This is a genomic window from [Actinomadura] parvosata subsp. kistnae (assembly GCF_900323885.1).
In the GTDB taxonomy this organism is placed as follows: domain Bacteria; phylum Actinomycetota; class Actinomycetes; order Streptosporangiales; family Streptosporangiaceae; genus Nonomuraea; species Nonomuraea composti.
The window spans coordinates 2,975,532-2,995,224 of sequence record NZ_OOHJ01000018.1 but is presented as its reverse complement, the minus strand read 5'-3'; the positions used below and the strand labels follow the sequence as shown (position 1 = coordinate 2,995,224).

Sequence of the window (19,693 nt, the reverse complement as noted above, 5' to 3'; positions counted from 1 at the left end):
CCCGCGGTCACAGGCGCAGGAACGGCTCGCTGAAGTGCCCGGTGGCCAGGATCGCCCGCTCGGCCCGCAGCGCGGCCAGGACCTCGGTCCTGCTGCGCACGGCGGCGTCCTGGTCGTCGTCGTAGAGGTAGGGCACGCTCGGGTCGTCGAGCTGCACGGGGTGCAGGACCAGGTCGCCGGTCATGGCCAGCTCGCCGGCCCTGGCGATCTGGTGGCCGGGCGTGTGCCCGGGGGTGTGCCGCACGCGCACGCCGGGCGCCACCTCGGCGTCGCCCTCGACGACGTGGAGCTGCCCCTTGATGACGGTGACGACGTCGTCGAGCACCGGCCCCTTGGCGGCGTCGAGATCCGCCTTCTGCACGACGTACCGGGCGTTCTCGAACGCGGGGCGGCCGTCGGCGACCGCGCCCGAGGCGTGGTCGCTGTGCAGGTGCGTGAGGATGACGGTGCCGATGTCGGCGGGCGCGACGCCCGCGGCGGCCAGCTCGCCGGCCAGCGTGCCGGGCACCGGCGCCCACGTGGACGCGGGTGAGTCCGTGCCGCCGATGCCGGTGTCGACCAGCGTCAGCCGGTCGGCCGCGTCGCGGATCAGGAAGCAGTGGAAGTGCAGGACCCACGGGTCGTCGGGCAGGCCGGAGCCGGCGAACATCTCACTCAGCGGGCGGCGGATCGCCGCCCCCATGGGGCCCACGGCGTCGCAGAGGGGTGTCACCTCGACGCCGGACACGGTCAGCGGTTGATGCGGCATCCCGCCAGGTTAGGCGGCGACGGGCTGGGCCGGAACGTACTCGTTCTCGACGTCGGCGGCGTAGACGGCGCGGCGGCAGTTCGCGCACCGGTACATGATGGGGCCTTCGTCCAGCTCGTGGTGGCACCGCGGGCAGTTGGCGGTCTTCATGATGGTGCTCCCCCAAGGAGATTCTTCGGTATTCGTCCCTATGGAACCCTCATCGAGTTGCAGGGACCCTGCATGCCACTTGACACGATGACGCTGCGTCGACGGGGGCTCTGTGCTGCTCGGCACATCAGGCGCGGTAATTTTCCTCGTTGCGCCTCGCCGAGAAGAACATTGTCATGCCTGGCGCCCCGGATTCGCGGGAGAAGCTCCGATAACCGTCCAGGAATAGCCCAAGAGGGCTAGGCGTTGCATGGACTGGACGGTGTGGTATCTTGCCACCAAGCGTCGAGCTCCAGCTCCGCTTGATCTTCCAAGCCGGCTCCGGCCCTCCTGTTCGCAGGGCGCCCGGCCTGCTTTCCTTCATCACCCGCCGGTCCTCGTCCGAGTGCCCCGGCGCATCTCCCCCAAAGGGGCTCATCATGTCTGTGCACACCATTCCAGAGCAGCGTGCCGCCGCGCCGGTCCGCCACGTGGAGGGACTCCTGGACGTACGCGACAAGTCCGCGTTCATCCGGGCGGATCACCTGCCGGGGCCGGGCGACGTACGCGTCACCCCCGAGAAGGTCCGCCAGTGGGGCCTGCGCCCCGGCGACCACGTCGTCGCGGCCTTCGACGGCAACAGACTCCTCAAGGTCGAATCGGTCAACGGCGCCGCCTCGTGGCTCGACCGGCCACAGTTCGACCAGCTCACCCCCATCCATCCGGACGAGCGGCTCAGCGTCGAGACGCCGTCGCTCACCACCCGGGTCATCGACCTGTTCGCGCCCATCGGCAAGGGGCAGCGCGGCCTCATCGTGGCGCCGCCCAAGGCCGGCAAGACCATGGTGCTGCAGGCGCTGGCCGCCGGGATCTCCCGCAACCACCCCGAGGCGCACCTCATGGTCCTGCTCGTCGGCGAGCGGCCCGAGGAGGTCACCGAGATGCGGGCCGGCATCGACGGCGAGATCTACGCCTCGACCTTCGACCACCCCGACCGCGACCACACCGCACTCGCCGAGCTCGCCATCGAGCGGGCCAAGCGCCTCGTCGAGTCCGGCCGCGACGTGGTCGTGCTGCTCGACTCGCTGACCCGCCTCGGGCGGGCCTACAACAACATCGCGCCCGGCGGCGGGCGCGTCCTGACCGGCGGCATCGACGCCCGCGCCCTCTACCCGCCCAAGCGCTTCTTCGGCGCCGCCCGCAACGTCGAGAACGGCGGCTCGCTGACCATCCTCGCCACCGCCCTCGTGGACACGGGGTCGCGGATGGACAACAACCTGTACGAGGAGTTCAAGGGGACGGGCAACATGGAGCTGCACCTCGTCCGCGAGCTGGCCGAGCGCCGCCTCTTCCCCGCCGTGGACCTCGACGCCTCCGGCACCCGGCGCGAGGAGCTGCTGATGCACCCGTCGGAGCGGGAGATCGTCTGGCGGCTGCGCCGCTCGCTGGCCGGGCTGGACCGGCAGCAGGCCCTCCAGGCCCTCGTCGACCGGCTCCGCTCGACCTCCTCCAACGCCGCCTTCCTGATGGAGACGGCCAAGGCCGCGTGAGCGGCGTCCCGCGGCTCGTACAGCACAATGGCCGCATGCTGGCTGACATCGTCGACTATCTGATCTGCCCCGTGTGCCGCGCCGAGCTGCGCCTGGCCGGGCCGACCGTGCGCTGCGCCGCCGGTCACACCTTCGACGTCGCCAAGCAGGGTTACGTGAGCCTGCTCACCGGCTCCGGGCAGCCGGGCACCGCCGACACCGCCGAGATGGTGGCCGCGCGGGCGGCCTTCCTCGACAAAGGGCACTACGCCCCCCTGACGGACGCACTGGCGGAAACCGTACGGGCATACGTGACAGCTGAGAACGTTCCAGGAAAACATGAGTCCTCTACCGAAACGCATGACGACGCGGAGTTGAGGGCGTACCGTGAGACGGAAGTGGAGGCCGGTTCCGGCCCGCCGCCCGCGGGCGGTGAGCGGGAGCCGGGCAAGGTCGAGGACCACCGCGCGGCGGGCAGGGCCGCGCCGGTGATCGTCGATGCGGGCGCGGGCACCGGGCACTACCTGGCGGCCGTGCTCAACGCGGTGGACGATGGCATCGGGATGGCGTTCGATGTGTCGAAGCACGCTGTACGCCGGGCGGCGCGGGTGCATCCCAGGGCAGGGGCGTTCGTGGCCGACGTGTGGCGCCCGCTTCCGATCAGGAGCGGGGTGGCCGATGTGGTGATCGACGTCTTCGCGCCCAGGAACGGGCCCGAGTTCCGGCGCGTGCTGCGGCCGGGAGGCGCGGCGGTGGTCGTCACCCCGGCCCCCGAGCATCTCAGCCCGCTCGTCGAGGAGCTGGGGCTGCTCTCCGTCGACGAGGAGAAAGAGCGCAGGGTGGCGCGCAGCCTGGAGGGGTTCGCCGAGACCGGGCGGTGCACGGTCGCGTTCGAGATGGAGCTGGGGCACGACGACATCGCCCAGGTCGTCGGGATGGGCCCGAGCGCATGGCATCACCAGGCGGACACGCTCGGCGAGCGGATCGCCGCAGTTGTCTCCCGAAATGTCGCGAAAAGACAGCAAAAAGTAGTAACGCGCGCCGCGTTTCATCTGTCTATCTACGAGCCGGCACCCCGTTCAAGACCTGTTCCTTGACGGGCATGTGCGACTGGTGTTACTGATGGGGCATTTAGTCCGAAATTCCCCCACATTCTCGGAGAATTTCCCCGGCACAGGCGCAATACTGGACGGCATCCCGAGCCCTGAGGCACGGGACATCAACGGGAGGGGGCGCGCCGGATGAAGGCGGAGGAACGCTGGCAGGCCAGGTTCCGCGCGTCGCGCATGACGCTGCCGTCCTGGGCCCGCCAGGCCCCGAACCGCGCCATCTACCGCTCCAACGCCACGGGCAAGTGGGAGGTCTACGCCTGGGACCGCGTGACCGGCGCCACCCGCCAGGTCACCGACCAGCCCAAAGGCACCGCGTACGCGGCGATCGACCCCACCGGCCAGTGGATCTACTGGTTCGCCGACACCGACGGCGACGAGTACGGCCAGTGGTGGCGCCGGCCGTTCACCGGCGGCCCCGGCCAGCCCGTCGCGCCCGACCTGCCGCCCGGCCAGCCCGGCGGCATCGCGCTGTCCACCGCCGGCGTCGCCGCGATCAGCCTGGCCGGCGAGGGCACCTTCCGCGTCCACCTCGTCCGCGAGGGCCAGCCCGCCGAGACCCTGTACGAGCACACCGAGGCCGCCTGGCTGGCCGCCATGTCGCTCGACGGCTCCCTCATCGCCATCAACCACGGCGAGTACGGCGACTTCCGGCACCCGGCGCTGCGCGTCGTCCGCCAGAACGGCCACGTGGTCGGCGAGCTGCACGACGGCCCCGGCAAGGGCGTGGTCGGCCTCAGCTTCGCCCCCATCGTCGGCGACCGCCGCCTGCTGGCCCTGCACGAGCGCCGCAGCCGCGACGAACCGCTGGTCTGGGACCCGGTGACGGGCGAGCAGCGCGAGATCTGGCTGCGCGACCCTGGAGACCTGCACGCCGAGTGGTACGACGACGGCCGCGGCCTGCTCATCCTGCGCGACGACCGCGCCCGCAGCCACCTGCACCGCTACGACCTGCGCGGCGGCGGCCTGACGCCCATCGAGACGCCGCACGGGGTGATCGACGAGGCCCGGCCCAGGCCCGGCGGCCACGTCGAGTACTCCTGGTCCAGCGCCTCCCGCCCACCGATCGTGCGCTCCAGCAACGGCCAGGTCGTGGTCAACCCCATCGGCCCGCCGGCGCCGCCGAGCGTCCCGGTCGAGGACATCGACGTGGAGGGCGAGGGCGGCCGCATCCACGCGCTGGTCTCCAGGCCGGAGACCGGCCAGGCCCCCTACCCGACGGTCTTCCTGCTGCACGGCGGCCCGACGGCGCACGACCGCGACGCGTTCTCGCCGACCGTGGCGGCCTGGGTGGACGCCGGGTTCGCCGTCGTCCGCGTCAACTACCGGGGCTCGACCGGCTACGGCTCCGCCTGGCGCGACGCGCTGCACGGCGACGTCGGGCACATCGAGCTGGCCGACGTCGCGGCCGTGCGGCAGTGGGTGGTCGACCACGGCATCGCCGACCCCGGCCGGACCCTGCTGGCCGGCACGGCGTGGGGCGGCTACCTGACGCTGCTCGGCCTCGGCACCCAGCCCGACCTCTGGGCGTGCGGCATCGCCGCGGTGCCGATCGCCTGCCACCAGACGTCGTACGAGGACGAGGCGGAGAGCCTGCGCGCCTTCCACCGCGCGCTGCTCGGCGGCTCGCCCGAGGAGCAGCCGGAGCGGTACGCGGCCAGCTCCCCCATCACCTACGTGGACCAGGTCAAGAGCCCGCTGCTGATCCTCGCGGCCGAGAACGACACCCGGTGCCCGCTGCGGCAGATCGAGAAGTACGTCACCAAGCTCGAAGAGCACGGCCGCCACCACGAGGTCTACACCTACGACGCCATCCGCGGCTCCCTGGTGGTGGCCGAGCGGATCGCGCAGACGGCCTTGCAGCTCGAGTTCGCCCGCAAGCACATCGGCTGACCGCGCCCCCCGCCTCGTCGCCACGGGGCGTCCCCAGCCTGTCGCAGAGTGCTCCCGCGTCGCCAGGACGCTCGGCGAGCTGCGAGAATGGCCTTGACCGGGCTCTTGACCATGCTCTTGACTGTCGGCCGGAGCGCCTGTCATCATCTCGCCACCCGCAGTCAGCCGGAAAGGCGCACCTTGACCAGCACGCCCCCGCCGCTGTCCCGCCTCTCAGCGGGCGCGCAGCACCACGATGGCGAGGTCGTCGGCGCTGGGCTCGGAGGCGAACTCGGCGGCGCCCCTGCGGATGCGCTCGGCCACCGCCCTGGCCGACAGCCCGGCGCACTCGGCCAGCAGCTTGGCCAGCCCGCCGTCGTCGTCGAGCAGCCGCCCGCCGGAGCGCCGCTCGGTGACCCCGTCGGTCACGGCCAGCAGCACGTCTCCGTGGTCGAGGTGCACGGTGTCGGCCTCGAACACGACCTCGTGGAAGACGCCGAGCAGCGACTGCGGGGTGGTGACCGCCTCCACGTGGCCGCTCGGCTTGAGGCGCAGCGCCTCGGGGTGGCCGGCCGAGACGAGCCGTACCTCGAGGCCGTCGGGCACGGGCGTGATGTCGCCGTGCAGCAGCGTGAGGAACCTCGCCCGCTCGCCCTCCTCCAGGATCGCCTGGTTGAGCCGCCCCAGCACGGCGGCCACGCCGTAGCCCTCGCGGGCCAGCAGCCGCAGCGTGTGGCGGGCCAGGCCGGTGACGGCGGCGGCCTCGGGGCCGGTGCCGCAGACGTCGCCGATGGCGAAGCGCCACGAGTCGTCGCCGGCCTTGAACAGGTCGTAGAAGTCGCCGCCGACCTCGTTGACCTCGCCGGCGGGCTCGTAGATGACGCCGTAGTCGAGGCCGGGCACCTCGGGCTCGTTCGGCGGGAGCAGGCTGCGCTGCAGGGCGCGGTTGGCGGCGGCCTGCTGGGCGTAGAGGCGGGCGTTGTCCATGGCCAGCGCGGCGCGCCTGCCGATGTCCTCGGCGAACTGGATGACCTCGTCGGGGAAGCGGTCGGGGCGGCCCAGGCACATCATGCCGAGGCTGCGCCCGCGCGCGGTCAGCGGCACGGCGAGCACCTGCGACTCGGGCAGGTGGATCAGGGAGGTGACGCGGGTGTCGGCGGCGTCGACGTCCATGTCGGTGAGCTGCTCGCGCAGGCCGTCGATCCTGGCCTCGTCGGCGTGCCAGAGGTAGACCAGGCGCAGCGGCCCGGAGTTGTCGGAGGTGTAGACGGCGCACCAGCTCGACAACCGGGGCACGACGACCTGGGCGATGATCGCCGGCACCATGTCGGGGTCGAGCGTGCCGGCGAGCAGGTCGCTGGCGTCGGCCAGGAACCCCAGCCAATGTGGCCCGCGGCTGCTCTCCTCCAGCCATTCGGCTGCCACCCGGTCGGCGGAGCCAGGTAGCGTGAGCCTTGCCCAATGGACACGGGAATCGCCCGCAAAGGTGACTCCCCACTCCTCGACGTTGACGGAAGGAGCCTTCGGATCACTCTGGGAGAGGTTTCGTTGCCGCAACTCCACCTGCACTGCGTCCCCGAAATGCTTCCAAATCACCTCAAACGGCTCATCAGCGACCTGCTCGGCCAGGTCCGCGGCGACCTGCTCGGCAGTATGGAGCACGCCGCCGGTGGCCCACGCGGTCATCACCTCGCGCGTGAACCTCATCGCAGCCGTCACAGCGGTCTCGCCGGGCGCGAAGGTCGCGGCCAGCACCGCATGGGGAGAAGCAGTCATCCCAACGTGCCTACCACACTTCCCGCTGACTTGGGGTAAATCCAAGGACAGGACTACGAGCTACTCATCGTGACAGACTTGAATCACTCGCCGTGCGGCAGCGACGAGTGAAGGAGGCCCCATGACCACGGCCAAGGCCGCTCTAAGCCCAGAGGAGAGGACTTACACCGAGTCGGATCTCGTGCCCATCCTTGAGACTCTTTTCTCTTGGCGTGACGGAGACTTCCGGCGTCGGGTCCCTCACGCGCCTCCTGGCATCCTCAGTGAGGTGCGGTTGCTGCTGAACGAAGTGGCCGACCGGCGCGAGCACCTCGCCAACGAGCTGTCACGCGTGCGCAAAGAAGTCGTCAAGGAAGGCCGCTTCGGCGAGCGGCTGACGCCCGGGCCGGGCGTCGGCGCGTGGGCCGAGAGCGTCGAGTCGGTCAACATGCTGATCGACGCCCTGGTAAGCCCGGTCAGCGGCGCGGCCGACGTCATCGACGCGGTCGCCAAGGGCGACCTGTCGCGCCGCATCGACCTCGACCGCTCGGCGCGGGGCGAGGTGCGCCGGCTCGGCAAGGCCATCAACGGCATGGTGGACCAGCTCGCGCTGTTCAACTCCGAGGTCACGCGGGTCGCCCGCGAGGCCGGCACGGAGGGGCGGCTGGGCGGCAGCGCCAACCTGCGCGGCATGTCGGGCAGCTGGCGCGACCTGACCGAGGCCGTGAACACGATGTCGTCCCGCGTGGCGGCGCAGGTGCGCGACATCGCCGTGGTGACCACGGCGGTGGCCAAGGGCGACCTGAGCCGCAAGGTGACGGTCGACGCCGTGGGCGAGATGTTCGAGCTGAAGAACACCGTCAACACGATGGTCGACCAGCTCTCCGGGTTCGCCGAAGAGGTGACCCGGGTCGCCCGCGAAGTGGGCACGGAAGGCCAGCTCGGCGGGCAGGCCCAGGTGACGGGCGTGTCGGGCGTCTGGAAGGACCTCACCGACAACGTCAACTTCATGGCCAACAACCTGACCTCGCAGGTGCGCAGCATCGCCACCGTGGCGACGGCGGTGGCCCAGGGCAATTTGTCAAAGAAGATCACCGTTGACGCGCAGGGCGAGATCCTCCAGCTCAAGGACACCCTCAACACGATGGTGGACCAGCTCTCGTCCTTCGCCGACGAGGTCACCCGCGTCGCCCGCGAGGTCGGCACCGAGGGCAAGCTGGGCGGCCGTGCCGAGGTGAAGGGCGTGTCGGGCGTCTGGAAGGACCTCACCGACAACGTCAACTCCATGGCGCGCAACCTGACCTACCAGGTACGCAACATCGCCCAGGTCACCACGGCCGTGGCCAACGGCGACCTCACCCGCAAGATCGACGTGGACGCCCAGGGCGAGATCCTCGAGCTCAAGTCCACCATGAACACGATGGTCGAGCAGCTCTCGTCGTTCGCCTCCGAGGTGACCCGGGTCGCCCGCGAGGTCGGCACCGAGGGCCAGCTCGGCGGCCAGGCGCAGGTGCGCGGCGTGTCGGGCGTCTGGAAGGACCTGACCGACAACGTCAACTCGATGGCCAACAACCTCACCTCGCAGGTGCGCCAGATCGCGGCCGTGTCGTCCGCGGTGGCGCAGGGCAACCTGTCGAAGAAGATCACCGTTGACGCCCAGGGCGAGATGCTGCAGCTCAAGGACACCCTCAACACGATGGTGGACCAGCTGTCGTCCTTCGCCGACGAGGTCACCCGCGTCGCCCGCGAGGTGGGCACCGAGGGCCAGCTCGGCGGGCAGGCGCGGGTGAAGGGCGTGTCGGGCGTCTGGAAGGACCTGACCGACAACGTCAACTCGATGGCCAACAACCTGACCTACCAGGTGCGTAACATCGCCGAGGTGACCACCGCGGTCGCCAACGGCGACCTCACCCGCAAGATCGACGTGAACGCGCAGGGCGAGATCCTGGCGCTGAAGACGACGGTCAACCGGATGGTGGACCAGCTCTCGTCGTTCGCCTCCGAGGTGACCCGGGTCGCCCGCGAGGTCGGCACCGAGGGCCAGCTCGGCGGCCAGGCGCGGGTCGAGGGCGTCGAGGGCACGTGGAAGCGGCTCACCGAGAGCGTCAACGAGCTCGCGGGCAGCCTCACCACCCAGATCCGCGCCATCGCGACCGTCACCAGCGCCGTGGCGCGCGGCGACCTGACCCGCTCCATCGCCATCGAGGCGCAGGGCGAGCTGGCGGAGCTGAAGGACAACATCAACTCGATGGTGGGCAGCCTGCGCGAGACCACGCAGGCCAACCAGGAGCAAGACTGGCTCAAGTCCAACCTGGCCCGCATCTCCCGGCTCATGCAGGGCCACCGCGACCTGCTCGAAGTGGCCAAGCTGACGATGAGCGAGCTGACGCCGCTCGTGTCGGCCCGCTACGGCGCCTTCTACGCCATCGACCCCGAGCACGAGCGCGAGCTGATCCTCATCGGCGGCTACGGCGTGCGCCCCGACCGGGGCCCGCGCCAGCGCTTCGTCTTCGGCGAGGGCATCGTCGGCCAGGCCGCCGAGGAGGGCCGGCACATCGTGCTGAACGACGTGCCGCCGCAGTTCATCACCATCGACAGCGGGCTCAGCCGCTCCACGCCGGCACAGATCGTGGTGCTGCCGATCCTGTTCGAGAACCGCGTGCTGGGCGTGCTGGAGCTGGCCTCGTTCACGCCGTTCGGGGAGGTGCACCACGACTTCCTGACGCAGCTCGTCGAGACCATCGGCGTCACGATGAACACGATCATCGCCAACTCCCGCACCGAAGACCTGCTCACCGAGTCCCAGCGGCTCACTCGCGAGCTGCAGGAGCGCTCCGACGAGCTGCAGCGCCAGCAGGAGGAGCTGCGCAGGTCCAACGCCGAGCTGGAGGACAAAGCGGCGCTGCTGGCCAAGCAGAACCGCGCGATCGAGATCCAGAACTTCCAGATCGAGCAGGCCCGCCGCACGCTGGAGGAGCGGGCCGAGCAGCTCGCGGTCTCCTCGCGCTACAAGTCCGAGTTCCTCGCCAACATGTCGCACGAGCTGCGCACGCCGCTCAACAGCCTGCTGGTGCTGGCCAAGCTGCTGACCGAGAACGCCGAGGGCAACCTCACCTCCCAGCAGGTCGAGTTCGCCCGCACGATCCACAGCGCGGGCTCGGCGCTGCTGCAGCTCATCAACGACATGCTCGACCTGTCGAAGGTCGAGGCGGGCCGGATGGACATCCATCCGATCCAGGTGTCGCTGCCGAAGATGGTGGACCTCCTGGAGGCCGCGTTCGCGCCGCTCGCCCAGGACAAGGGGCTGTCGCTGACGGTCGACGTCGAGCCCGACGTGCCGCACGAGCTGCGCGCCGACGAGCAGCGCCTGCAGCAGGTGCTGCGCAACCTGCTGTCCAACGCGGTGAAGTTCACCCCGCGCGGCGAGGTGAAGCTGCGCGTGTCGATGGCGCCTCCGGACATCGACTTCGACGACGACAGCCTGCACGACTGCACCGACCTGCTCGCGTTCCAGGTGATCGACACCGGCATCGGCATCGCGCCCGACAAGCGGGAGGTCATCTTCGAGGCGTTCCGGCAGGCCGACGGCACGACGAGCAGGAAGTACGGCGGCACCGGTCTCGGCCTCGCGATCTGCCGCGACATCGCCCGCCTGCTGGGCGGCGAGATCCACGTCGACAGCGAGCTGGGCAAGGGCAGCACGTTCACGCTCTACCTGCCGGCCTCCTACAACGGCCCGCTGGCCGCCACCGACCCCGGCACCGCGCGCCGGCAGCTCATGACGCCGCCGAGCGAGGAGCCGGCCACCACGGCGCCCGAGCCGCCGCTGCCGCTCGACCTGCCGCTGCCCGAGCTGGTCGAGCCGCCGGTCGAGACGCCCAGCCAGTGGCAGGGCGACGACCCGCTCAACGGCGCCAAGATCCTGATCGTGGACGACGACATCCGCAACGTGTTCGCGCTGACCAGCGTGCTGGAGCGGCACGGCTCGACCGTCGTCTACGCCGAGAACGGGCGGGAGGGCATCGAGCAGCTCGAACGCAACGAGGACGTCGCGCTCGTGCTGATGGACATCATGATGCCGGAGATGGACGGCTGGGCCACGACGTCGGCCATCCGCCGCATGCCCCAGTTCGCCGACCTGCCGATCATCGCGCTGACCGCCAAGGTCATGCGGGGCGATCGGGAGAAGTCCATCGCTTCGGGCGCGTCCGACTACGTGCCCAAGCCGGTCGACGTGGACCGCCTGCTCGAACGGCTGCGCGGCTGGCTCAGCCGCGGCCGGGGCGCCACGTCCGACTCGTCAGCCTCGTCGCCCGAAGGGTCGTGATCGATGCCGGATCGTGCAAAGATCCTCCTCGTGGATGACCGCGAGGAGAATCTGATCGCCCTCGAAGCCATCCTCAGCTCACTCGACCTGGTGCCGGTGCGTGCCAGGTCGGGCGAGGAGGCGCTCAAGGCGCTGCTCAACACCGAGTTCGCGCTGATCCTCCTCGACGTTCGCATGCCCGGCATGGACGGTTTCGAGACCGCCGCGCACATCAAGCGGCGTGAGCGTACCCGCAACATCCCGATCATCTTCCTGACGGTCGTGGACAGCGCCCCCGACTACGCCTTCCGCGGTTACGCGGCGGGCGCGGTGGACTACCTGACCAAGCCGTTCGACCCGTGGGTGCTGCGGGCGAAGGTGTCGGTGTTCACCGAGCTGTACAACATGAACAAGCGCCTGGCCGAGCAGGCGTCGATGCTCCGCGACCGCCTCAGCGGCGAGCTGCCGCCGGGGGCCGGTGACCACGCGTCGGTGCTGCCGGAGCTGTCGCGGCGGCTGACCGCGGTGGAGGACGAGCTGGCCAGGGTCAGGGAGCTGGCCCGCAAGTCGCAAGACCCGGCGCTGGCCGTGCCGCTGAACGACCTGTCCGATCGCGTCACCCACCTGCGCGCCGGCTTCGACGCGCTCTCCTGACCTCCCGCACCACCCCCGGACCCCGGACCGGTGTCCGTCCGTCCGGGGGTGGCGTGCGGTCAGTGGCGGGCGCGCTCCAGGGCGTCCCAGAAGCCGCGCCGCAGCGCGTGGCGCACCTCGTCGTGCAGCAGGAAGTCGATCGGCAGCGACGAGCCCTGCAGCAGCCGCGCCTCCAGGTCGGAGGGCATGCGCGGCTTGCGGGCCAGCACCGCCTCCAGCCACAGCGCGGGCGCGTCGCGGGCCACCGACTCGCCGAAGTCGTGCCCCTCGCGGTGGGCGGCCTTGACGGCGTCGGCCAGCGTGGTGGCGCCCGCCGTGGCGGCGGACTGGGTGACCGGCGCGGGCTGCGGGCCGGTGTACGGGCCGAGCTGCGACGGCTGGTAGGTGCCGCTCGACGACGTCGAGAACTGCCCGGTGGTGGGGCTGGACTGCTGCGGCTGCGCCTGGATGGGCCCGGTGACGGGCGACGCGGGCGGAGGTGGCGGCGGCTGCTCGGCCTGGTAGCTGCTGTACGTCGGCAGCACCGGCGGCGTGGACTGGCCGCGCGACCCGCCGGACGACTGGCCGTTGCCGGAGGAGGGCGGCGCGGCGTGGCTGCCCGCACTGCTGGAGGACTGCGGCATCGACGAGGGCATCGACGTCGGCGGCAGCGACGGCTGCGCGGGCGGCAGCGACGGCGTGTTGTGCCCGTTGCTGATCGGCTGGTGATGGCCGTTGGAGGCGGACTCGGTGATGCCCGTGACCAGGCTGACGTACGGCCGCAGGTGGGCCGCGCCCACCTCCACGAGGTCGTCGCACTCCTGCCGCAGCGACCGCGAGACGGCCCAGCCGCCCTCGGCCGCGATGTGGATGACGGTCACCCTGATGCCGAGGTCCTGCGCGTCGCACACGACCTGCGCGAGGTCCTCGTCGCCGCTGACCACGACGGCGTCGCAGATGGCGTTGTTGCGGGCCAGCGTCATCAGGTCGCGGTGCACCTGGGCGTCGACGCCCTCGCGGCGGCCCGGCCTGATGCGCGACAGCCTCAGCTTGAGGCCGGGGATGTCGGCCAGCGCGTCGTGCTCGGGGGTGCGGCGGCCCTCGATCGTGGCCTCGTACCAGTAGCACCGCAGCAGCGGCAGCCCGGTGCGCTCGCGCGACAGGCTGGTCATCAGCTGGAGCAGCCCTGGATAGTCCCAGGAGACCGCCTCCCGATGACGCGTGCCGTGCACGGCCATCGCTCCATCAGCCAGCAGATAGCCAGCGTCCACGAACAGCGCGCAGCGATCCACTGACACCCGCCCCTTTCCTGGTGGTCCGACCTTGCTGGCTCTGCACCGACAGAGACCGGACTCGGCGGCCCTCTCTCAGGGTAATGAAAGCAGGTGATCGCGCGAGGGTTTATCCCGACAGTTCGGCCCCCGGTCACCGATGCGCCAGACCACTTAGGCAGACCGTACCAGTTTGTCCCGTTCGTGGTCACGAGCGCGCCCGCACGCTCAGCGCGGCCACCCCGAACAGGACCACGTCCTTGTCCGTGACGATCGTCAGCCCGGGGTCCACCCCGAGCTCGGCGCCGACCGTGTCGACGTCGGTGCCGAACGTCATGCCCGCCACGCCGTTGGAGGAGCCGTCGAAGACGTTGGCCCGGTCGCGGTCGCCGCCGCCGGGGACGAGCGGGCCGGAGCCGAGCGAGACCTTGTCGCCCTTGAGGTCGGCGTCGCCCTCCCACGTGACCAGCTCCAGCCGGGCGGGCGCGGCGGCCGGGCTCAGCCCGCCCAGCGGCACCCGCACCCGCCGGGCCGCGCCGCCGATCACGGTGGCCGTGTCGAGCACCACAGCCTGGCTGTAGGGCTCCGACGGGTCGGTGACGATCAGCACGAGGCTCCATCCGGCATGGCGGGAGGCGCCCGTCGTCATCGGGACGTCGGCCGCCCACCAGGTGCCGTTCCTGCGCGAGCCGCCGACCAGGTCGCTCACGTCGGCGAACGCCTGGTAGGCGGCGCCCAGCGGCAGCTCCCGCATCGTCACCTCGTCCGGCTGGACCGTCACGTACTTGCGCCGCCCCGGCGGTCTGAGCTTGATGGGCCCGGCCTGCTCGCCGGCCGCCGACCAGTAGAGGCCCGCCCAGACGACCTCGCTGCCCTTCGGCAGGGACAGCTCGGCCCCGCTGGAGGAGGTCGTGTCGGCCCGCTCGTCCTGGTCGAGTGCGGTCATGGGCCACAGGTCGTTGTCGCGCTGGGCGCCTTGCCTGCGCCTGGTCTCCAGGCAGCCCTCGCGCTCGGCGGGGCAGCTCAGCAGCGTGTTGCCGATGGCCCTGACCGTAACCTTGCCGTCGGTGGCGAACCTGGCGGGCGCGCCGGACACGCGTACACCCTCCTCGGCCTGTGCCTGGAGCCGCAGCGGGCCGGCGGCGATGCGGACCGCGGGGCCCGCGCCCTGCGGCGCCTCGTCGGCCACCAGCACCCGCAGGAAGACCGCCGTGCCCTGGCCCGCCGCCAGCGGCTGCCTGGTGCACCGGGCGCCGCCGCCGACCGGCCGGCAGGACCAGCCGTCGACCGTGCCGACGGGGCCCAGCCGCGCGGCGCTCTGGTGGCGGCGCGCCGGAGGGATCAGGGTGACGCCGTCGGGCAGGTCGACCTGCGCGGACAGCTCCTCGCTCGGGCTCTCGCCGTAGTTGCGCAGGCGGATGCCGACGATGCCGGGCTGGGCGCGGACGAGGGAGCCGAGCGCGTCGATCGTGGCCCGCAGCCGCGCCTTGCCCGGCTTGTCCTTCTTGACCGGCGCGGGGATCGGGGCCGGCCGCTCGCTCGGCAGCGGCACCGGCACCGGGATCGGCACCGGCGACTCCGAGACGGGTGGCTGCGCGACCGGCGTGCTCGCGGGCGGCCTGACGATCGGCATCTCGTCGGCCACCAGCAGCAGCGCGACCAGCACGGCCGCCGCCACCGCCACCGTGCCGCCGGCCACCGCCACCTGCTGCTTCGGCACCCGCCGCAGCCGGCCGAACAGCCGCAGCGCGCCGCCCGCGCCCACGAGGCCCGTCTTGCCCAGCGCCGCCGCGTAGCCGCCGAACAGCGGCCCCGCGATCAGCGGCCCCACCATGACGCGCAGTCCGCGGTTGACGTCGGTCAGCTCCAGGAGCACGCCGTGGCACTCCTCGCACCCGCTGACGTGCTCGTCCACCACCTTGGAATCGCGCCTGGTCAGCCCGCCCCGCACGTAGGCGCCCATCTTGCCGAGCACGGGGCGACAGTCGTGCTGCGGCGGGGAGCCCAGGTGCATCTGCAGGTACGCCTGCCGCAGCCCCTCCCTGGCCCGGTAGGCCAGCGCGGCCACGCCGTTGGGCGACAGGCCGAGCAGCGGCGCCACCTCGGCCGGCTTGGCCCGCTCGACCTCGGTGTGCCACAGCACCGCCCGCCAGCGCTCGGGCAGCGACAGATAGGCGCGGGCGATCAGCGACTTCTCCAGCCCGACCAGGGCGGGGTCGACGAAGGGCAGGCCCGGGTCGTACAGCTCGATCTCGCCGGTGGTCACCTGGCGGCTCTCGACGCGGGAGCGGTCGTAGACGGTGCGCCGGACCACGGTCAGCAGGTAGGTGCGGAAGCCGGAGTCGGGGCCGCCGCCCCTGCCGACCAGGTCGAGGATCTTCGTGAACGACTCGGCGACGACGTCGTCGACCTCGGCACCCCTGACGAGCTGCCGGGCCAGGGCGCGGGCCGCCGCCACGTGGCGCTCGTAGAGCTCCCCGTACGCGGCGGCGTTGCCCGCCCTGACCGCCTGCAGCAGATCTGCATCGCTTTGCGGCGATTCGACACCCATAGTGACCTCACGATTACGCGGGGTTGCCCCGCGCAATCATTCCGCATTCCCCGTCATGACTAAACCGCGCCTGCGTCTTTACTCCTGGTGAGATCCGACGGAGGGGAACGGATGGAGGCGGACGTGCTGTCGCGCTGGCGTCGCAGGAGCATGGCGGCCGGCTGGTCGCTGGCCGAGGACTGGTGGACGCCCGAGGTGGAGGGCGTGATCAAGGCGGTGTGCGCGGGCTGCGGCCTGGCGCAGGCGTGCTGGGAGCTGGGCTCGGCGCGGGCCGCCGCCGGGATCGGCGTCGCCGAGGGCATGAACGACCTCGCCGCCCTCTTCGCCGTCACGGGCACGGGCGAGCCGCCGTTCACCGCGCTGCGCTCGTTCGCGGCCGGGTGGGCCGAGCACGGGTTCGCGCCGCTCGGGGAGCTGCACTGCGAGGACCCGCTGACGGGGCTGGCGACCCCGGCGTACCTGCGCACGAGGCTGGCGCAGCTCTACCGCGGCACGGCCAAGGGCACCTGCCTGGTGGCCGCCGAGCCGTCGGCGCCGCCCCTGGAGCTGGCCGAACGCCTCGCCGCCGCGCTCAACCTCGCCACCGCGCTACGCCGCGCGTTCCCCGGGGACGAGACGCTGGCGCTGCTCGGGCCCGTCCGGGTGGGGCCGTGACGCGTATGGACGAGGTCCTGCGGGACAAGCTCGCCCGGCTCGGTTCTGCCGAGATCCTGTACGGACGGCGGCCCCGGGTGCGGGTCCGGCCGCTGCCGAAGGCGTACGGGCAGGCCCTGGCCCTCATCAGGAGCCTGGGCTCGTGACGGATCCGCGGGTCCACTCCTGACGGGCCAGAAGCCGCGGCGGGCGGCGGTCCTAAGCTTGGAGCCATGACTGATCGCGACAACCTGCTGGCCGAGATCAAGAGCAAGGCCATCGTCCACGGCAAGGTCACGCTCTCCTCCGGCAAGGAGGCCGACTTCTACCTCGACCTGCGCCGCATCACCCTCGACGGCGTGGCCGCCCCCCTCGTCGGCAGCGTGATGCTCGACCTGACCGCCGACCTCGACTACGACGCGGTGGGCGGGCTCACGATGGGCGCCGACCCGGTCGCGGTCGCCATGCTGCACGCGGCGGCGGCGCGGGGGCGCACGCTGGACGCGTTCGTGGTGCGCAAGGCCGCCAAGGCGCACGGGATGCAGCGCCGCATCGAAGGGCCCGAGGTGAAGGGCCGGCGGGTGCTCGCCGTGGAGGACACCTCCACCACCGGCGGCTCTCCCCTGACCGCCGTGGAGGCGCTGCGGGAGGCGGGGGCCGAGGTCGTGGCCGTCGCGACGGTCGTGGACCGGGGTGCCAGGGAGCGGGTCGAGGGGGCGGGGCTGGAGTACCGCACCGCGTACACGCTGGAGGACCTGGGCCTCTGATCGGGGGTCAGCCGCCCCTGACGGTGAACGCCTCGCGGGCCCCTGCGCGGCCCTGGGCGCGCGGGGTGCCGTTCTCCTCGACGCGCACCGTGCTCGCGTCGCTGAGCACGACGTCCAGCTCGGGCTCGAAGTAGCGGACCTCCTCGCCCCTGCTCATCTCCCTGTGCTGCAGGACGTCGCCTCCCGGCACGCGTACCGTGACCAGGGGGCAGGTCTCGGCAACGCACTCGATGCGCACGGTGGGCACCTGCGCGGAGGCGGCCGGAGCGGTGGAGGCGTCCGTGGCGGGGGCGGCAGGCTCGCGGTCGGGCGGCGGCGCGTCGAGAAGATCGAGGAGTGCGCGACCGCCGATGACCAGGAGCGTCACCACGGCTCCCACCGCCAGGACGGCGAGCGCTAATCGGGCGATGCCCATCGGTTCTGAGCTGTGGCGTCCCACAAGGGGCAGCGTACCTTGCGGTGATCGGCCCGTTGAGATGTCGGCGACGAGGTGTCAGGCCTGGCCGTCGAAGCTGGACGGGACGCGGTGGTGCTTGCCGTTGGGGACCGGCAGCCGCTTGGCGGCGCGGCGGTGCTTGACGGCCTCGACGATGATCGGGATCAGGGAGATGAGCACGATCAAGAAGACGCCCGGCAGGATGTAGCGGTCGATCTGCTTGGGGTCGACCTGGCCGCCGAGGAAGTGGCCGAGCAGGAGCAGCCCCTCGACCCAGACGACGCCGCCGACGACGTTCCACATGAGGAAACGCTTGGGGGTCATCTCCAGGACGCCCGCGACGGGATTCATGAACGTGCGGACGATCGGCACGAACCTGGCCAGAATCACCGCCTTGGCGGGACCGAACTTCTCGAAGAACTCTTCGGCCCGCACCACGTGCTCACGCTTGAACAACCGCGAATCCGGTTTGTCGAAGAGTTTGCGGCCGAATCGCGCTCCGAGGAAATGCCCGAGCTGCGCACCGGCGATCGCGCACAGGGGCGTGCCGATCAGCAGGACGGGGAAGGAGAGCGGCGCGATGCCCATTCCCGAGGCGACCGACGCCGAGCTGAAAATCCCCGCGGCGACCAGCAGTGAGTCACCGGGCAGGAAGAACCCGAGCAGCAGACCCGTCTCGGCGAAGATGATCGCGAGAACGCCGAAGGTGGCGAACGCTCCCAAAATCGTGAGCCACCACGTCGGGTCCAGGAGATTCCAAAGCCAGTCCACGACGAGGAGCCTACCTGTAGCGGGGGTGGGGGAGATGACCAACAAGCGCGCGTTGTCTCTACCCCATCGGGTAGGGAGCCGGGATACTGGGCCCTGGCGCGCAGCCGCAACTTCTCAGGGAGATGAATCATGCCTATTGCGACTCCAGAGATCTACGCTGAGATGCTCGACCGGGCCAAGGCCGGCGGATTCGCCTATCCGGCGATCAACGTGACGTCCTCGCAGACGCTGAACGCCGCCCTGCGCGGCTTCGCGGAGGCGGAGAGCGACGGCATCGTGCAGGTCTCGACGGGTGGCGCGGAGTTCCTCTCCGGAGCGACGGTCAAGGACATGGTCACGGGCGCCACGGCGCTGGCGGAGTACGCGAGGGTGGTGGCCGCCAAGTATCCCGTCACGGTGGCGCTGCACACCGACCACTGTCCGAAGGACAAGCTCGACGGCTTCATGCGGCCGCTGATCGACATCTCCCTGGAGCGGGTCTCGAAGGGCCTCGACCCGCTCTTCCAGTCGCACATGTGGGACGGCTCCGCCGTTCCGCTGGACGAGAACCTGGAGATCGCCAAGGAGCTCCTGGAGAAGTGCGCGAGGGCGCGGATCATCATGGAGATGGAGATCGGCGTCGTCGGCGGCGAGGAGGACGGCGTCGTCGGCGAGATCAACGAGAAGCTCTACACGACGGCCGAGGACGCGCTGGCCACGGCCGAGGCCGTGGGCGTCGGCGACAAGGGCCGCTACATGCTGGCCGCCACGTTCGGCAACGTGCACGGCGTCTACAAGCCCGGTCACGTCAAGCTGCGCCCGGGCGTGCTGAAGGAGATCCAGGAGGCCGTGGGCGCCAAGTACGGCAAGGACAAGCCCTTCGACCTGGTCTTCCACGGCGGTTCCGGCTCGCTGCTGGAGGAGATCCAGGAGGCCATCTCGTACGGCGTGGTGAAGATGAACGTCGACACCGACACGCAGTACGCCTTCACCCGCCCGATCGCCGACCACATGTTCCGGAACTACGACGGCGTGCTCAAGGTCGACGGCGACGTCGGCAACAAGAAGACCTACGACCCCCGCTCGTACGGCAAGGCGGCCGAGGCCGGCATGGCGGCCCGCGTGGTGGAGGCGTGCCAGAGCCTGAAGAGCGCTGGGACGAAGATCTCCTAGCCAGTTCAGCGGCCCGGCGGGTATGACTTGT

General features: G+C 71.1%; 15 protein-coding genes and 2 pseudogenes. 10 read left to right on the top strand and 7 right to left on the bottom strand.

Annotated elements, in window-relative coordinates:
• Positions 1 to 7: 7 nt before the first annotated feature.
• Both KIS93_RS34070 and KIS93_RS34065 read right to left on the bottom strand, forming a co-directional pair.
• A complete protein-coding gene (locus KIS93_RS34070; RefSeq protein WP_230465672.1) occupies positions 8 to 748 on the bottom strand; it encodes an MBL fold metallo-hydrolase in 741 nt (246 codons plus the stop codon).
• A gap of 9 nt (positions 749 to 757) precedes the next feature.
• Positions 758 to 898: a hypothetical protein gene (locus tag KIS93_RS34065; protein WP_168010544.1), complete on the bottom strand. Its 141-nt coding sequence runs from the start codon at positions 896 to 898 to the stop codon at positions 758 to 760.
• A 419-nt stretch (positions 899 to 1,317) separates the two neighbouring features.
• Between KIS93_RS34065 and rho the strand changes: the two genes are divergently transcribed.
• The 4 genes and pseudogenes from rho to KIS93_RS34050 all read left to right on the top strand — a co-directional run bounded on the left by rho (position 1,318) and on the right by KIS93_RS34050 (position 5,408).
• The gene (gene rho, locus KIS93_RS34060; protein WP_080043799.1) at positions 1,318 to 2,427 is read left to right on the top strand and encodes a transcription termination factor Rho; all 1,110 of its coding nucleotides are present in this window, start codon (positions 1,318 to 1,320) and stop codon (positions 2,425 to 2,427) included.
• Between the two features lie 35 nt (positions 2,428 to 2,462).
• Positions 2,463 to 2,582, top strand: a pseudogene (locus KIS93_RS69170) (putative RNA methyltransferase); the annotation flags it as partial.
• Between the two features lie 39 nt (positions 2,583 to 2,621).
• A pseudogene (locus KIS93_RS34055) lies at positions 2,622 to 3,503 on the top strand (methyltransferase domain-containing protein); the annotation flags it as partial.
• Positions 3,504 to 3,647: 144 nt separating this feature from the next.
• Positions 3,648 to 5,408: a prolyl oligopeptidase family serine peptidase gene (locus tag KIS93_RS34050; protein WP_080043800.1), complete on the top strand. Its 1,761-nt coding sequence runs from the start codon at positions 3,648 to 3,650 to the stop codon at positions 5,406 to 5,408.
• A 213-nt stretch (positions 5,409 to 5,621) separates the two neighbouring features.
• On the opposite strand, the gene KIS93_RS34045 is transcribed toward KIS93_RS34050, so the two are convergent.
• Positions 5,622 to 6,812 (bottom strand): PP2C family protein-serine/threonine phosphatase, encoded by a 1,191-nt coding sequence (locus tag KIS93_RS34045; protein ID WP_080043801.1) that lies wholly within the window; start codon positions 6,810 to 6,812, stop codon positions 5,622 to 5,624.
• A gap of 472 nt (positions 6,813 to 7,284) precedes the next feature.
• On the opposite strand from KIS93_RS34045, the gene KIS93_RS34040 reads away from it, so the two are divergent.
• Both KIS93_RS34040 and KIS93_RS34035 read left to right on the top strand, forming a co-directional pair.
• Entirely contained in the window at positions 7,285 to 11,469 is a 4,185-nt protein-coding gene (locus KIS93_RS34040) for a HAMP domain-containing protein (RefSeq protein WP_080043802.1), read from the top strand.
• A gap of 3 nt (positions 11,470 to 11,472) precedes the next feature.
• On the top strand, positions 11,473 to 12,102 hold the full coding sequence (locus KIS93_RS34035) for a response regulator (protein WP_080043803.1): 630 nt from the start codon (positions 11,473 to 11,475) through the stop codon (positions 12,100 to 12,102).
• Positions 12,103 to 12,161: 59 nt separating this feature from the next.
• Here the strand turns inward: KIS93_RS34035 and KIS93_RS34030 are convergent, their stop codons facing one another.
• Together KIS93_RS34030 and KIS93_RS34025 are read right to left on the bottom strand one after the other, a co-directional pair.
• Positions 12,162 to 13,379, bottom strand: a complete 1,218-nt coding sequence (locus KIS93_RS34030; RefSeq protein WP_418113302.1) for an NYN domain-containing protein — start codon at positions 13,377 to 13,379, stop codon at positions 12,162 to 12,164.
• Between the two features lie 181 nt (positions 13,380 to 13,560).
• Positions 13,561 to 15,903, bottom strand: coding sequence for a sigma-70 family RNA polymerase sigma factor (locus KIS93_RS34025; RefSeq protein ID WP_080043805.1), 2,343 nt, complete (start codon positions 15,901 to 15,903; stop codon positions 13,561 to 13,563).
• A gap of 111 nt (positions 15,904 to 16,014) precedes the next feature.
• On the opposite strand from KIS93_RS34025, the gene KIS93_RS34020 reads away from it, so the two are divergent.
• The 3 genes from KIS93_RS34020 to pyrE all read left to right on the top strand — a co-directional run bounded on the left by KIS93_RS34020 (position 16,015) and on the right by pyrE (position 17,303).
• Positions 16,015 to 16,557 (top strand): hypothetical protein, encoded by a 543-nt coding sequence (locus KIS93_RS34020; RefSeq protein ID WP_186404563.1) that lies wholly within the window; start codon positions 16,015 to 16,017, stop codon positions 16,555 to 16,557.
• A complete protein-coding gene (locus KIS93_RS34015; RefSeq protein WP_186404562.1) occupies positions 16,554 to 16,703 on the top strand; it encodes a hypothetical protein in 150 nt (49 codons plus the stop codon). The genes KIS93_RS34020 and KIS93_RS34015 overlap by 4 nt, the downstream gene beginning before the upstream one ends.
• Before the next feature lie 66 nt (positions 16,704 to 16,769).
• Entirely contained in the window at positions 16,770 to 17,303 is a 534-nt protein-coding gene (gene pyrE, locus KIS93_RS34010) for an orotate phosphoribosyltransferase (protein WP_080043807.1), read from the top strand.
• Positions 17,304 to 17,310: 7 nt separating this feature from the next.
• Here pyrE and KIS93_RS34005 read toward each other — a convergent pair whose 3' ends face one another.
• Positions 17,311 to 17,742: a hypothetical protein gene (locus tag KIS93_RS34005; protein WP_155128749.1), complete on the bottom strand. Its 432-nt coding sequence runs from the start codon at positions 17,740 to 17,742 to the stop codon at positions 17,311 to 17,313.
• A gap of 54 nt (positions 17,743 to 17,796) precedes the next feature.
• A complete protein-coding gene (locus tag KIS93_RS34000; protein ID WP_080043809.1) occupies positions 17,797 to 18,510 on the bottom strand; it encodes a DedA family protein in 714 nt (237 codons plus the stop codon).
• A gap of 129 nt (positions 18,511 to 18,639) precedes the next feature.
• Between KIS93_RS34000 and fbaA the strand changes: the two genes are divergently transcribed.
• A complete protein-coding gene (gene fbaA / locus KIS93_RS33995) occupies positions 18,640 to 19,662 on the top strand; it encodes a class II fructose-bisphosphate aldolase (protein ID WP_080043810.1) in 1,023 nt (340 codons plus the stop codon).
• The last annotated feature ends 31 nt before the right edge of the window (positions 19,663 to 19,693 follow it).

Coding starts and splice junctions, on each gene's coding strand:
- fbaA (WP_080043810.1), top strand. CDS start 18,640: ATGCCTATTGCGACTCCAGAGATCTACGCTGAGATGCTCGACCGGGCC.
- KIS93_RS34070 (WP_230465672.1), bottom strand. CDS start 748: ATGCCGCATCAACCGCTGACCGTGTCCGGCGTCGAGGTGACACCCCTC.
- KIS93_RS34035 (WP_080043803.1), top strand. CDS start 11,473: ATGCCGGATCGTGCAAAGATCCTCCTCGTGGATGACCGCGAGGAGAAT.
- rho (WP_080043799.1), top strand. CDS start 1,318: ATGTCTGTGCACACCATTCCAGAGCAGCGTGCCGCCGCGCCGGTCCGC.
- KIS93_RS34040 (WP_080043802.1), top strand. CDS start 7,285: ATGACCACGGCCAAGGCCGCTCTAAGCCCAGAGGAGAGGACTTACACC.
- pyrE (WP_080043807.1), top strand. CDS start 16,770: ATGACTGATCGCGACAACCTGCTGGCCGAGATCAAGAGCAAGGCCATC.
- KIS93_RS34065 (WP_168010544.1), bottom strand. CDS start 898: ATGAAGACCGCCAACTGCCCGCGGTGCCACCACGAGCTGGACGAAGGC.
- KIS93_RS34025 (WP_080043805.1), bottom strand. CDS start 15,903: ATGGGTGTCGAATCGCCGCAAAGCGATGCAGATCTGCTGCAGGCGGTC.
- KIS93_RS34050 (WP_080043800.1), top strand. CDS start 3,648: ATGAAGGCGGAGGAACGCTGGCAGGCCAGGTTCCGCGCGTCGCGCATG.
- KIS93_RS34020 (WP_186404563.1), top strand. CDS start 16,015: ATGGAGGCGGACGTGCTGTCGCGCTGGCGTCGCAGGAGCATGGCGGCC.